Raw genomic sequence first — 13,847 nt, 5'->3', positions numbered from 1 at the left:
GATGAGAATTATGAGATTGATAATTGGCTTCTTGTTCGTTGCGCTTCCGGTTCTTTTTTGGCAGTGCACTACCTCCTCGGGTAAGGAGCAAGACACGGCGACGACAGGAGAAGAGCGGCTTCGCAGTTTTAACACACTTCGCGTGACTCCTTCAGAGATCAGCCACCATTTGAATATGACCGGACGCGTGATCGCTATAAAGAAAATAGACGTGGTGGCCCAGGTGCAGGGTATCTCCAAAGCTACGGCCCAGATATTTGAAGAAGGAATTACATTTCGCAAAGGCCAGTTGATGGTGTTTATCGATGATGCTGACTACCGGTATGATCTTGCTGCCAAAAAGAGTCAGTTCCTGAGTGCGCTGGTACGCGTTATGTCAGATCTTAAGTTGGATTATCCTACTCACTTTGAGCAGTGGAACCAATATTTGTCAACCATACACATAGAAAAACCAATACCTGAACTGCCCGCTGTAGAGAATGCTCAACTCCGGTATTTCATGTCTTCTAACAATATTTTTAACCTGTACTATGGCCTTAAAAGCATGGAGGAAACACTGCAGGATTTTAAAATATATGCTCCTTTTAACGGTGCATTGACCCAGGCACTATTGGACCCAGGAGATCTGGTGATACCAGGCGCCAGACTCGGTGAATTTATTGCGACAGATGCCTATGAGGTGAAGGCTGCCATATCATCCTCCAATCTAAAATACCTGCATAAAGGACAAGACATTGCATTATATTCCAGGGCATTGGGTCAGGAATATAAGGCATCTATAGATCGCTTTGGTACTACCATAGACCCTGCCACCCAATCTGTGACAGTTTACCTGAAAGTAAAAGGCTCTGACTTACGCGAAGGCACCTACCTGGAAGGGAAAATTGAAGCCAGCACTTACCCTGAAGCAGTAGAGATACCTCTGGCGCTTCTTACAAGAGAAAACCAGGTTTACATTATTAAAGATTCTATTGTACGCCTTAAGAATGTGGAACCCGTGGAATTCAGGCAGCAAACAGTGATCGTACAAGGTTTTTCTGAAGGAGATCAATTGATTACTGATCCGGTATTGACACCTATTCTTGGATTAAAGGCTACTTCAAAATAATACTATTATGAAAGGAGCCATCAAATACTGTATACAACACCCCACACTGGTGAACCTGGGTGTATTGTTGATTGTTACCGTAGGCTTGCTCAAGCTTATAGAAACCCAGAATACCAGCTTTCCGAAACAAAAAGTCAGGTTTATTGATATCACTATCCCGTTTCCCGGTGCTACTCCGAGTGAAGTAGAAGAGGGAGTGACCTTAAAAGTGGAGGATAACCTGGAAGGGATTGAAGGTATAGACAGGGTCACTTCTTCGTCGAAAGAAAACCTGGCGACCATAGAGGTGGAGCTTGAAGAGGAGGCAGATGCCAATCAACTGTTGATAGAAGTTAAAAATGCAGTAGACAAGATCAATAGTTTTCCTGATGGAATAGAACAGGCCAGTATCAGTAAAAGGGACCCACTGGATATGACGCTGAGTATGGCGCTATCCGGGGACGTACCTCTGCAAACCAGGAAAGATTATGCAGAGTCCATTAAAGATGAATTACTCCTTCATGAAGGGCTTTCACAAGTGTTTGTAAAAGGAGTGCCGGATGAAGAGATCGAAATTCGGGTACGTGAAAATGATCTTCGTGCTTATCAACTCACCATTGATCATGTCAGAAGCGCTATTGCTAATTCAAACCTGGAAACGTTTGGCGGGAGTATTGAAACCGGGCTGGAAAATATCAACATCAAAGCCGGAAATAAAGGCTACTTTGGGAAGGACCTCAATAACATTGTAGTCAGGGCTGATCCCGATGGCAAGGTGGTATATCTCAGGGATGTGGCAGATATCAAGGACCGGCTGGAAGATTCTCCTAACCAGCGTTACCTTCAAAATGAGCGGGTAGTAGTGATTGATACCTATTCCCTGGCCTCGGAAGATATTCTTGAAAATGCCGAATTCGTTCGTGGCTATCTTGAAAAATTCAACGCTACACATGATGGGCTCGAATTACAAATACTGGAAGATGGCACCGTTAACCTGCAAAGCCGCCTGAAGGCAATGATCGACAATGGAATTGTAGGGGTAGTATTGGTATTAGTGGTGTTGGCGTTGTTTTTGGACAGGTACCTGGCCTGGTGGGTAGCTTTCAAAATCCCCGTGGCCATCATTGGTATGTTTGTCATGATCGATATTTACGATGCTACGATCAATGTGGTCTCTCTGTTCGGCTTTATCCTGGTGCTCGGTATATTGGTGGATGATGGCGTTGTCATTGGAGAAAATATTTATCAACATGCAAAGGAGAAAGGGAAAAATCCTTTGAAAGCGGCGTTGGACGGTACCCTGGAAATGGTTACCCCGGTTATGATCTCATTGACCACTACAGCAGTCGCTTTCTCGCTGTTTTTATTCCTGCCTACACAGGCCGGTGAATTCTTTGGCGAAATCGCTTTTGTCGTCATTGCCGTACTTTTTGTAGCACTTATCGAGAGTTTCTTTGTGCTCCCGGCACATCTGGCACATTCCAGAGGGTTGAAAAAAAATATCAGACTTACCAGGATAGAACGATGGTTTACCAGGTCCATGGACTGGTTACGGACCCATATTTATATGCCATTTTTTGAGACAAATGTTTTAGGAAAAGGGTACCTCAATGGGTTAACCACTCTTATATTCATTGGCCTTTTGGTGGGCTCGATAGGCCTGGTAGGTTCAGGAATTGTGAATTTCACCTTCTTTCCCAACCTGGATGATGATGCGATATTCATCGAAATGGAATTGCCGCCAGGCACCTCATACGAAATTACAAAGAGCAAGTTAGCAAGCATAGAAGAAGCGGTTTGGAAAGTGAATGAGGATTATTCTGCCAGAAGGGCTGATGGTAAACAGGTAGTGAGATTCGTAGAACAGATCACCGGCCCGCTGGACAACCAGGGAGAACTTAAGGTAACTTTTTTGGAAGGGGAACAACGGGGGATCAGCTCTTTTCAGCTAAGCCGGGATATCCGGGAGGCGTCGCCTGCTATTCCGGAAGCTACACGTTTGATCTACGGGCTGGGGGCTACCTCTTCCTTGTTCGGTCTTCCGGTGGCTTTTGCTCTTAAAAGTAAAGACCTGGAAGAGCTCAGAAAAGCTAAAAATGAGTTAAAAGAAAGTATGCAGCAAATGGCAGAAGTAAAAGACGTTTCTGACAATGATATGCAAGGTATCCGGGAGCTGCGAATAAAATTGAAACCACAGGCAGAGCTTTTAGGGCTGAACCTCGCTTATGTAATGGCACAGGTGCGTTCCGGCTTTTTTGGTATGGAAGCGCAAAGCCTGCAAAGAGAGGATGAGGAAGTAGAGGTCTGGATAAGGTATCCGCTGGAAGGCCGTAATTCACCCGAGCAGCTTTTGGACATGCGTATTCGCACCCATGAGGGGAACGAGTATCCTTTACGCGATGTCGCTTACATTGAAGAAGGAGTAGGTAACCTCACCATCAATCACCTGGACGGGCAACGGGAGATCAGGGTTGAAGCCAACGTGGCCAGTATCGACGCTTCTGCGCCAAAGGCCATAGCGGCAGTCGAAGCCAACGCACTGGCTGAGATCATTAAAAAGTACCCTTCTGTCACCTACTCAGTGGAAGGGCAGAATAGAATGTCATTCAAACTGATCGGCGCTATCTCTTTTGTAGGCCCTATTATACTCCTTTTTATACTGGCATTGATCGTGATCAATTGCAACTCTTTTTCACAGGCGTTTTTAGTGTTTGTATTATTCCCTTTCGCCCTGATCGGCGTTATCGCAGGGCACTGGATACATGGTATAGCATTGAGTATCTTCTCGTTGATTGGTACCATTGCTTTAATAGGTGTATTTGTAAATAATGCGCTTGTATTTATTTCTACACTCAACGACCTGCTCAAAGAAGGGGCCGATTTTGGAGAAGCGATGAGAGAAACGGCCCGATCCAGGTTCCGGCCTATTCTATTGACATCCATTACCACCATAGCCGGCCTCGGGCCACTGATCTTTTCCAGCAGCCTGAGCGCACAATTTTTAAAAGGCCCCGCCATTGCTATAGCGTATGGTTTGGGCTTTGGAATATTCAATGTGCTGGTATTGCTACCGGTGATCCTGATGGTGACAAATAAACTCAGGCTGCTGTGGTATAATCAGCTTAGGCGACAAGCATTTTCATCTGCGGAAGTTGAACCTGCCGTCAGAAAATTGAAGTATTTGATAGATAAATAAAAAGGATATGAATAAGATAATTGCTTACCTGGTGTTGTCCACTTTATCATACAGCCTCATAGCACAGGAAATGTTGACATTAGAGCAGGCTATTGATAAAGCGCTGGAGAATAACTATGACATCAAGCTGGAAAAATACAATATAGAGATCAGTGAGAATAATGTTTCGCGTGCCGTTTCAGGCCAAATGCCACGGCTCGAACACCAGATGAACTATGAACTCGGTTATTCCGACGCAGAGATACAAACATTGAATATTTCCCCGGAAGCTGGTGAAAACCCTCCGTTGGAACTGAGCGGTAGCTCACGTGAACTGACCATACAGCCACAACTGAGTATTCCCATTTTTAATGGTTTCAGCGGAAGGTATAGATATAAACAATTGGAGAATACCTATCAAACCAGTGAATTACAACTCACCGCAGTGATCGAGCAAACGATATCTTCCACAGTTTCTACTTACCTTGAAGTAGCTCGCCTGCAATCACGCCTGGGCATAGACCTGGATAATATCGCATTGTCTTTTGATCGTTGGCAGCGAGTGAAAATAGATGCCACGTTTGGCGCGGCTAACTCCGTAAGGCAATTGCAGGCCGAGGTTGACCTTAAGACTGACAGTGCTAATTACCGCAATGTCATATTGTCCTATGAAAATAGTCGCAGGAACCTGAATCTGATCATGGGTCAGCCTGCAGACCAAATATTCACGGTGCAGGAAGACATCCTGCTTAGCGATGAACTGGATTATGCTAAGCTGGAAAATGAGATGAAAATGCGTAATACACAATTGAACCTTTCCGAGTTAGGTATCCACAATGCCACCTACGAGGTAAAGATCAGCGAAGCCACATGGTTTCCCAATATCAGTGGTTATACGAATTATACCTATCTGGATTCCGAAGACGATGCCAGTTTTCTGCAAAGCAATCAAGTTTACGGACCTGGTGTGGGGATTAGTCTGAGTTATCCTTTATTCACCGGTGGAGCAAACAAAATTCAACGGCAAAATGCACAGATCCGGCTTAAAAAGGAGAAAACCAGGCTTGGAAGTGTTAACCTTAGCCTGGAAAAAGATCTCCGAAATGCCTATGCGCAATATGCTAATAACCAACAGCAACTTAGAATAGAAAAGGCTAACCTACGCACCTATGAACAGAACTTTGAAAAAGTGAAAGAGGATCATAGTTTAGGCCAGGTAGACGCTACAGACCTTCGTACAGCGCAGCTCAACCTTTCTTCAGCAAGAAACCGAATAAATGATTTGACCTATAATGTAAAGCAGTCCGAGGTGGCATTACTTCAACTAACCGGAAGGCTGTCCCCAAAACGAAGTGATAATTAGCACGAAATAGTATGAAAATGAAGAAGATAATCTTTCTAAGTGTAATCATGTTGACAATTGTTACGTTCAATACTAGGGCACAGGGAACCATAGAAGTTACGGTAAATGACATCGGAAGTAGTAAAGGGAATATAATACTGATGTTATTCAATGATCAGGAAGGCTTTCCCTCTCAGGAGGATAAGGTTTATCAGCTGGGAAAAGTAAAGGCAACCAAGGGCACTATTGTTTACAGGTTTATGGACTTGCCGTATGGTATTTATGCGGTGTCGATTTACCATGATGAAAATGATAATGGTGAGATGGACAAAAATTTTATGGGATTTCCCAGAGAGCGGATAGGAGCTTCAAAGCATAGCCGGTTGGGTAAACCTTCGTTTGACAAAGCCAGCTTTCACCTTACCGCTCATGAGAAGAAAGTAGTATTGATCATGAATTTTTTGAATTAGCTACAAAACTGATAACCATTGGACCAATTATGAAAAATATACTCATAAGCATTTTGTTTTTGTTTGTCGTGGCTTCATTAAAGGCGTTTGTTGCTGTAGAGTGGACGATTAATGAGGAATATTCCATTAAGTTTTCCGGATCAGGCGCTAATGGGACCTTCAGAGGATTGACCGGCACTATTGTTTTTGATCCGGAACTTCCTGATCAATCAAGTTTTGATGTATCTGTTGATGCCAGCACTATTTCTACCGGTAATAAAACAAAAGACAAGCATGCCCGTGGAAGCAGCTGGTTTGATGTGAGGAAATACCCTGAGATAAGCTTTAAATCACAACATTTTAAGAAAGTCGGATCAGGATATGAAGTCAAAGGCACGCTGGATATGCATGGTGTTCGAAAGGAGGTCACCATTCCCTTTGTTTTTAAGGCTAATGAAACCGGAGGTTTATTTGAGGGAAATTTCAAAATAGATCGGGAAGATTTTGAAATTACAGGCCCTTTGTTCGGCTTTATGGTAGGGGATGAATTTGACATAACACTTAAAATTCCGGTAGGTAAATGAAGTCCGTTTGTAACCAACTCCCAATTTAGTATCGCGATGAAAAGTGAAATTGAACTTAAAAAAGAAAACATCTTATACATAGCCCTCGATGAACTACAACAGGTCGGAGTGGAGGGTACCACCATAGATAGTATTGCCAGTAGAGCTGGAATTTCAAAGAAAACGATCTATCACCTATTTAGTAGCAAAGAATATATCCTGGAGAAAGCCCTTCGCCTGGAAGTGGATGTTGTCATGGACGACCTGGAAACCATCTCTGGAATACCTATGTCCAAAATGGACCAATTGGATTGTAGCCTGCGATTGATTTCTCGTAGGGTTTTTGAAGGAGGAGGTAAGTTTAATCAGCAGTTATTGGCTCATCAAACACTAAAGTATGAAGTGGGCCAGGCGGTTAATAGGGTGGCGTTTTTCTTGTCCACAACTTATGCTTCGCACAACCGTGATCAATGTGAAATGATCATCAGGTCATTTATAAAATTCTTGTTGAAGTGTGCTTCAAACCATTTTGAAACTATTTCTGAAAAAGATTTTAATGGTGAAGTAATACCCTTCTACTTGTTTGGATGGTTTGAAGGAGATACAGAGATAAGTAGACTTTAGAGCCAGTCAGGTTTAACTATGTTATGCACAAACTGATCAAAAAATTTCCTAAACAGGTAGATGCGGCCCTGCTTATTGCAGGGTTCGCACTAGGGGCTAACTTTTTTGTATACCTCAAAATGACAGGTTTGGAGGAAATTGGAATGCGTGTTGGTACCGATAGCACACCGTTCCACTGGTCTACACCTACTTTGTCCGGTTTGTTGATAGGTTGGCTGCTGAGTATGCTGGAATTTAGGATTTTACCAAAAATGCCTGTGCGTAGATCACCACATATGAAGATAATCGTCAGGGTGATTATCTTTTCCATCATTATCATTTTAAGCCTTATAGTGGTGCATACCGTGACAGACCTTGTCTTCTTACATCAGTCATTGGAAAACTCGTGGATGGAAACACGGCAGTTTTTGGCAAGTGCTCTTTTTCAAACCCTTTTTGTCTACCTTATGCTTCTTGGGCTGGCCATCAATTTTTTAAGGGCCATGGGAAATCGCTTTGGTCATGGAATATTACTGAATTACTTCATAGGCAAGTATCAGGAACCGGTAGAGGAAAACCGTATTTTTATGTTCATTGACTTAAATGGTTCTACAAAAATTGCGGAACAGCTAGGTCATACGAAATACAGTCGCTTTTTAAATCGCTGTTTTAGCGACCTGGCTTCTTTACTTCCAGGGTATGATGCTGAGATATACCAGTATGTAGGGGATGAAGCTGTAGTAACATGGAATATGAATGAGCTAAAAGATAAGACCAGGCCGGTATTTTTGTTTTTTGCATTTGAAAAGTTATTACAGGAAAGTCGTGAAGATTTTGAAAGCAAATTTGGTGTGTTTCCAACATTCAAAGCCTCTGTAAATGCTGGTTTAGTGGTGGTTACCGAACTAGGTGTTCGCAGAAAGGAGCTTGCATATCATGGAGATGTGCTGAATACAGGTTCTCGTATCCTGGAATTGTGTAGTAAGATGAAGAAGAAACTACTCACTACTAATGCGTTATTAGCGCCATTGGAAAAGGACAAAAACCTTTCAGTGAAATTTGTTTCAGACCTGGTGTTACGAGGTAAAAATGATACTACAGCCGTTTTCTGCGTAGAGCAGTCTGCCATGGTGGCTTAATCCAAAGCTTTGACGACTTTAGGAATAAACTTATTTTTATTTCCTTTCAATTTTTAATGCCGTCTGTCGTGGGTGTTACACCACTATTTAATAACATTTACTTTATTTATATGACCAACTAGCTTTTAGCCTATCGTAACCAGATCATCTATGCTTATTGATACCAGGGGAGTCACTTTTGGGTTACATAATTCGTTGATCATTCCAATAGGAGCTAAATCAAAAGCCTCTATACAAAAATTCGTAGGTACAATTGATAAGGTGTTTAAAAATAATGCAGCCTTTCTGGTTTCGTTTTTACCTTTAGAAGGTCCCAATGAGTTAGAGGTTTGGAAGCATAAAAGAAGCTTCTTGTTAAACTACTCTACACAACTCTGGGTTGATATAGACTACAGAAACTATCGAAAACTATATCAGTCTGTTTTTGAAAAACTTATTGAAGATCAGGCGTACGTAGTGGATCATATCATGAACCGAAAGCTTGCTCGTGCTTTAGGTTATAAATTTGTCCGATTACTACATATCAGCAGAGCCAGTAATTCAAGTGGTGGCCGTGGAGGGGAGACATTTGCCAATACTAATCTCCCAACAAGTTTATCTGTAAACCCTGAAATAAACACTGGTGATATTGTTTATGCAGACCCTATGGACTTATTAAAAATGCTCAACGTAAAAGTTGGAGGATTTGGCTTGGAAACAGTGAGAGATAATCATCATTTATTATTTGGACCAAAAAACTATTAGTGAAGCATTTAAAATGATACTAGTAAATAGCTTTTTGAGTTAATATTTATCGCTGTAAAACCCAGGTACATTATTAAATGAAATCAACATTAGTAGTAGCTGTATGGATAGGATCAACCAGTTGACAAGCAGGTTGAATTTGAAAATCCCGCAAGTTTAGTTATTATGGTAAGTATATGCTTAATTCTTAATGCCTTAATACATATGGAACAGTCGATTTCGATACTGATAGATGCTTTGGGGGTATACATGTTCATAGGGTTGCTTTTTGCTTTTTGGTTTGTGACCGTAGGAGTAAAGAAGCTGGATGTAGGTGCTCAAGGCACACCCTGGCACTTTAAACTCATTTTAGTACCGGGAAGCATACTGCTATGGCCGGTGTTGACCTGGAAATTGATGGCTAAAAATCATGAATAGAAGACTTAGAAAGCGACATTTTTGGTGGTGGATGGTGATTACGATCATTGTCATCCCCTTACTACTTTATGCCTACTTCAGTATACCTGGATTTGAAGCCACTGCATTATGAGCGTATCTTACACCTCCATATTGTGGAACAAACAGAAAAAAGCCTACGACATGGGTATTCTGGCTTTTGTACTTGGGTTTACTTTACTGTTTTTTATTGGACATATTGTATTACATCCCAATGCCACATTTGAGACTATTCTGATCAGAAATTTTGGGCTGCTTGCTTTTTTACTATTGCATGTCATCTTGATTACAGGGCCATTAGCTAGGTTAAATAATAAATTCCTGATTATCTTATATAATCGCCGTCACCTGGGTGTAACCATGTTCTTGATGGCTTTGATCCATGGTGCTTTTAGTATTATGAATTTTCATTCGTTGGGAGATATAAATCCTGTGAAATCGGTATTTCTTTCTAACCTTCGTTATGATTCACTAATCCATTTTCCTTTCCAGGTACTGGGTTTTACGGCGTTGGTCGTCCTGGCTTTAATGGCAGTTACCAGCCATGATTTTTGGCTGAAGAACCTGGGGCCTAAACTGTGGAAAGCGTTACACATGATGGTTTACATAGCCTATGCTTTGATACTGCTGCATGTAGTATTAGGCGCTGTACAAAACGAAAGTTCGCCCGTGTTTTTTGGTAGTATATTGATAGGCTTTATAACGGTAGCAAGCTTTCATTTAATTGCTGCCTTTAGAGAAAAAACGGTCGATATGCCGATAGATGGCACAGGTGCAGATTTTGTTAAGGCCTGTATGGTGAGTGAGATAAAGGAAAACAGGGCTAAGATAATAACAGTCAGTGGTGAGCGTGTAGCTATTTTTAAATACGATGGAAAGCTTTCTGCAGTTAATAATTTTTGTCGCCACCAGGGAGGACCTCTGGGTGAAGGTAAGATAGTTGATGGCTGTATCACTTGCCCCTGGCATGGATATCAATACTTACCCGAGAATGGTCAATCACCGCCACCATTCACGGAAAAGGTAGAAACCTACCAGCTTAAACTGGATGGGGATGAAGTCTGGATAGACCCAAGGCCATTCCCTGAAGGAACGGCGGTTGCACCCATTGAGATAGCGTAATGATGGAACAGGAAAATGAATTTTATATAGGCTGGCAAGAGCATGCACCCTCGAGCTTCAAAAGCTCAAGGAAAGGGTTTTTCATCATCACACTTATTGTGGCGATCATTTTTGGTATTACCTACCTGTTTATCGAACGTCCTTTCATTGAGAGTACTTTCGATTTCGGGAACCTTACTGAACTGGAGGGGACTTTGGTGGAATACCCGGTTTTTGGTTTGAAAACCAGCATAGACGATCAAACAGTAACAGTACCATTAGTGGGTTTTGGTAAGTTTGATGCCTTACCGGTTCTAGATAGAATAAGGTCTGAAGCAGGAGATACACCTTTGGAGAAGTTAAAAGTGAAACTCAGAGGCACCATCATACAATACAGGGACAGAATGTGGATGGAATTAACGGAAGGCAATGGGAGTATCATTGAGGTTAATACTATGGACCATTTACCGGAACGAATAATAAACAATAAGGGAACAAAGACTGTCATCGGCGAGATCATTGATCCTAAATGTTTCTTTGGGGTAATGAATCCGGCTTATGGTAAGATCCATAAGAGTTGTGCCATCCGATGTATTTCGGGAGGTATACCCCCTGTATTGGCGGTTGGTGAGCATGGCGAATTTAGTGATTACTATTTCTTAGTGGATCAGCAAGGCCATTCGGTTAATAAAGAAGTCCTGGCTTATGTTGGTATTCCTGTAAGCCTTTCAGGTGATGTGCAGCAAGTTGACGATTGGAACGTAATTAAAATTAGTCCTGGTGAGTTACAAACATCTGTTCTAATAAAACTGGATAATAGTTTTGCTTACTGTTTTTAACCTGGATTAAATAAAGAGGTGACAGAACCTGTTGTCTGAACACCTCTCATCTGTTAAATACTGTTTATAGGTTTTCTAATATCCATTCCGTCATCATATTGAACAGGTGTGGTCGCGCGCCACTTCTGTAGATAGAGTGAGTGCGGTCTGGATAATAGAAGGAGTCGAACTGTTTACCTTCGGCAATTAGCTTGTTTTGTAGCGTAACGGCATTTTGGAAATGTACATTATCATCTCCCGTTCCATGGATCAGCAGGAAATTACCTTTCAATTTTTGAGAATGACTTACCGGAGAATTGTCATCATATCCTGAGGCGTTGTCCTGTGGCTTAGCCATGTAGCGTTCTGTGTAAATGGTGTCATAAAATCGCCAATTTGTTACCGGGGCCACGGCAATGGCTGCTTTGAATAATCCCTCCCCCTTAAACATGGCAAGTGATGACATGTAACCGCCATAGCTCCACCCCCATATACCAATTCTGGATGGATCTATGTAAGGAAGGCTGCATAAGTATTTGGCGCCGTCAATGTGATCTTCCGACTCATACTTACCGAGCTGTTTATAGGTCATTTTCTTAAATTCCTCACCTCTTGCTCCTGTACCTCTGGGGTCAATAACAGCAACGATGTATCCCTTTTGAGCTAACATTTGATGCCAGTAATTATTAGGACTGCCACCATAATTCATTTGTACCTGCTGCGAACCGGGACCGCTGTATTGAAAGACCAAAACAGGGTATTTTTTTGTTTCGCTAAAATCAGCAGGTTTGACCATGTAGCCGTTAAGTTCAACTCCTCCTTTGTTTTTGAAAGTGAAAAACTCTTTAGACGTAATACTATACGACTTTGTGGTAGCTTCAAGCGCAGCATTATCTTCTAACACTTTGACAAGCTTATTTTGTTTAGTCTCGTACAGACTGACTTTCAGAGGCTGTGAAGGATTGCTGTAACTATCAATATAATACTTGAAATCGCCTCCCATAGTAGTACTGTGCCAACCCGTTTCGCCCCGTAATAATTTCTTGTTTTTGCCATTTATATCCACTGCATATAGCTGTCTTTCAAGAGGTGATTTCTCAGTAGAAGTAAAATATACCTTAGCCCTTTTGCTTGTCTGATCTACTCCCACCACCGATGAAACCTCCCAATTACCCGAAGTTATTGGATTGACCAACGTACCATCTGTACCATAGAGATAAAGGTGCTTATAACCGCTTCGTTCACTGGCATGTATAAAGTGTTTTCCATTTTTAAGATATACTAACTCATCAATGAAATCTATGTCAATGTACCGTTGGTTTTTTTCTGTTAGAATGATATCCACCTTGCCTGTGGTGCTGGCTACATGTAGGATGTCCAGCTGGTTTTGAAGACGATTCAGGCGTACCAGAGAAAATTCAGTAGGAGACATTGTGCGCCTGATGCGGGCAATGTAGTACTCCTGATCGCTGCCCAGGTCAACGGATGTTTTTTTTGAAGATGTGAGGTCATAAACCGTAGCGCTGATCTCTGAGTTAGCTTCACCAGCCTTTGGGTATTTAAATCGATAATCCTGTGGATATAGCTGCCCATTATTCCATACCTGCATATTGTATTCTTTCACATTACTTTCGTCGAATGTCAGGTAAAACAGTGTCTTACTGTCACCACTCCATTCGAAGGCGCGGGTGAAGGATAACTCTTCCTCATATACCCAGTCGGTACTACCGTTAATAATATGATTGAACTTACCGTTATCAGTGACCTGTACTTCGGACATGTCCGATAAATTCACATAAAATAGATTGTTTTCTCTGGTAAAAGCTACCTTGGTTCCGTCAGGTGATAGAGTCGCATAACTTTGCTTTCCTTTATCAGATAATTTCTTGAGTGATTTATTTCCCATATCATAGATATAAAACTCTGCCCGGTATGACCTGCGATAGATAGGTTCACGTTCAGTCATTAGCAGCAACTGGCTTTCATCACTGCTGAAACTATACCTTACAAAGTCAATAGCAGGTTGTAACGCACTGCCATCCAACAGAATTTCTACTTGTTGACCACTGGTGACATCATACTTAATAATGTCGTTTTCAACCTGGGTGCTATAATAGCGTCCGTCGTTCATCCAGTTGATGCCACGCACAGATTTCTGTCGAAAAGTGCCCTTTTCATAAATGTCTGCGATGGTAATTTTTTGCTGTGCCTGGGAAGAGAAGGCAATCAGACTGCACAGTAATATAATGATGTATTTCATAAGTATATGAGATTCGGATTAGTGCGCTAAAATAAGGAATGGCAGATAAAAAAAAGGGCCGCTTATAAAATGATAAACAAAGATGTATTTCAGAATTATTTACGGCCTAAAACAATGACAGCAACCACATT

Annotated in this window: 12 protein-coding genes; 11 read left to right on the top strand and 1 reads right to left on the bottom strand. The window is 41.8% G+C overall.

Annotated features, from left to right (window positions below; translation table 11 throughout):
* Window positions 1-10 precede the first annotated feature (10 nt).
* From FNH22_RS00180 to FNH22_RS00130, 11 genes are all read left to right on the top strand, one after another.
* Entirely contained in the window at window positions 11-1,108 is a 1,098-nt protein-coding gene (locus FNH22_RS00180; RefSeq protein WP_185154013.1) for an efflux RND transporter periplasmic adaptor subunit, read from the top strand.
* A gap of 7 nt (window positions 1,109-1,115) precedes the next feature.
* Window positions 1,116-4,283, top strand: a complete 3,168-nt coding sequence (locus FNH22_RS00175) for an efflux RND transporter permease subunit (protein WP_143396265.1) — start codon at window positions 1,116-1,118, stop codon at window positions 4,281-4,283.
* Window positions 4,284-4,290: 7 nt separating this feature from the next.
* The gene (locus FNH22_RS00170) at window positions 4,291-5,625 is read left to right on the top strand and encodes a TolC family protein (RefSeq protein ID WP_143396264.1); all 1,335 of its coding nucleotides are present in this window, start codon (window positions 4,291-4,293) and stop codon (window positions 5,623-5,625) included.
* A gap of 17 nt (window positions 5,626-5,642) precedes the next feature.
* On the top strand, window positions 5,643-6,074 hold the full coding sequence (locus tag FNH22_RS00165; protein WP_185154012.1) for a DUF2141 domain-containing protein: 432 nt from the start codon (window positions 5,643-5,645) through the stop codon (window positions 6,072-6,074).
* A 29-nt stretch (window positions 6,075-6,103) separates the two neighbouring features.
* A complete protein-coding gene (locus FNH22_RS00160; RefSeq protein ID WP_143396262.1) occupies window positions 6,104-6,637 on the top strand; it encodes a YceI family protein in 534 nt (177 codons plus the stop codon).
* 36 nt (window positions 6,638-6,673) lie between these two features.
* Window positions 6,674-7,240, top strand: coding sequence for a TetR/AcrR family transcriptional regulator (locus FNH22_RS00155; RefSeq protein ID WP_143396261.1), 567 nt, complete (start codon window positions 6,674-6,676; stop codon window positions 7,238-7,240).
* A 23-nt stretch (window positions 7,241-7,263) separates the two neighbouring features.
* A complete protein-coding gene (locus tag FNH22_RS00150; protein ID WP_143396260.1) occupies window positions 7,264-8,358 on the top strand; it encodes an adenylate/guanylate cyclase domain-containing protein in 1,095 nt (364 codons plus the stop codon).
* 150 nt (window positions 8,359-8,508) lie between these two features.
* Window positions 8,509-9,102 carry a hypothetical protein gene (locus FNH22_RS00145; RefSeq protein ID WP_143396259.1) on the top strand — a complete coding sequence of 198 codons (594 nt, stop codon included), beginning with the start codon at window positions 8,509-8,511 and terminating at the stop codon, window positions 9,100-9,102.
* Between the two features lie 204 nt (window positions 9,103-9,306).
* A complete protein-coding gene (locus FNH22_RS00140; protein ID WP_143396258.1) occupies window positions 9,307-9,519 on the top strand; it encodes a hypothetical protein in 213 nt (70 codons plus the stop codon).
* A 108-nt stretch (window positions 9,520-9,627) separates the two neighbouring features.
* A complete protein-coding gene (locus FNH22_RS00135) occupies window positions 9,628-10,659 on the top strand; it encodes a Rieske 2Fe-2S domain-containing protein (RefSeq protein ID WP_143396257.1) in 1,032 nt (343 codons plus the stop codon).
* Window positions 10,659-11,477: a hypothetical protein gene (locus FNH22_RS00130; protein WP_143396256.1), complete on the top strand. Its 819-nt coding sequence runs from the start codon at window positions 10,659-10,661 to the stop codon at window positions 11,475-11,477. Before FNH22_RS00135 ends, FNH22_RS00130 begins: the two co-directional genes overlap by 1 nt.
* 64 nt (window positions 11,478-11,541) lie before the next feature.
* Here FNH22_RS00130 and FNH22_RS00125 read toward each other — a convergent pair whose 3' ends face one another.
* Window positions 11,542-13,716 (bottom strand): S9 family peptidase, encoded by a 2,175-nt coding sequence (locus FNH22_RS00125; protein WP_143396255.1) that lies wholly within the window; start codon window positions 13,714-13,716, stop codon window positions 11,542-11,544.
* Window positions 13,717-13,847: the final 131 nt, after the last annotated feature.

It is taken from the genome of Fulvivirga sp. M361 (assembly GCF_007097395.1).
GTDB lineage: Bacteria > Bacteroidota > Bacteroidia > Cytophagales > Cyclobacteriaceae > Fulvivirga.
This window is presented reverse-complemented; position numbering and strand designations above follow the sequence as displayed.

What these genes read in the sequence shown, in the direction of transcription:
- FNH22_RS00180 (WP_185154013.1), top strand. Translation starts at nt 11, where the DNA reads ATGAGATTGATAATTGGCTTCTTGTTCGTTGCGCTTCCGGTTCTTTTT.
- FNH22_RS00175 (WP_143396265.1), top strand. Translation starts at nt 1,116, where the DNA reads ATGAAAGGAGCCATCAAATACTGTATACAACACCCCACACTGGTGAAC.
- FNH22_RS00170 (WP_143396264.1), top strand. Translation starts at nt 4,291, where the DNA reads ATGAATAAGATAATTGCTTACCTGGTGTTGTCCACTTTATCATACAGC.
- FNH22_RS00165 (WP_185154012.1), top strand. Translation starts at nt 5,643, where the DNA reads ATGAAGAAGATAATCTTTCTAAGTGTAATCATGTTGACAATTGTTACG.
- FNH22_RS00160 (WP_143396262.1), top strand. Translation starts at nt 6,104, where the DNA reads ATGAAAAATATACTCATAAGCATTTTGTTTTTGTTTGTCGTGGCTTCA.
- FNH22_RS00155 (WP_143396261.1), top strand. Translation starts at nt 6,674, where the DNA reads ATGAAAAGTGAAATTGAACTTAAAAAAGAAAACATCTTATACATAGCC.
- FNH22_RS00150 (WP_143396260.1), top strand. Translation starts at nt 7,264, where the DNA reads ATGCACAAACTGATCAAAAAATTTCCTAAACAGGTAGATGCGGCCCTG.
- FNH22_RS00145 (WP_143396259.1), top strand. Translation starts at nt 8,509, where the DNA reads ATGCTTATTGATACCAGGGGAGTCACTTTTGGGTTACATAATTCGTTG.
- FNH22_RS00140 (WP_143396258.1), top strand. Translation starts at nt 9,307, where the DNA reads ATGGAACAGTCGATTTCGATACTGATAGATGCTTTGGGGGTATACATG.
- FNH22_RS00135 (WP_143396257.1), top strand. Translation starts at nt 9,628, where the DNA reads ATGAGCGTATCTTACACCTCCATATTGTGGAACAAACAGAAAAAAGCC.
- FNH22_RS00130 (WP_143396256.1), top strand. Translation starts at nt 10,659, where the DNA reads ATGATGGAACAGGAAAATGAATTTTATATAGGCTGGCAAGAGCATGCA.
- FNH22_RS00125 (WP_143396255.1), bottom strand. Translation starts at nt 13,716, where the DNA reads ATGAAATACATCATTATATTACTGTGCAGTCTGATTGCCTTCTCTTCC.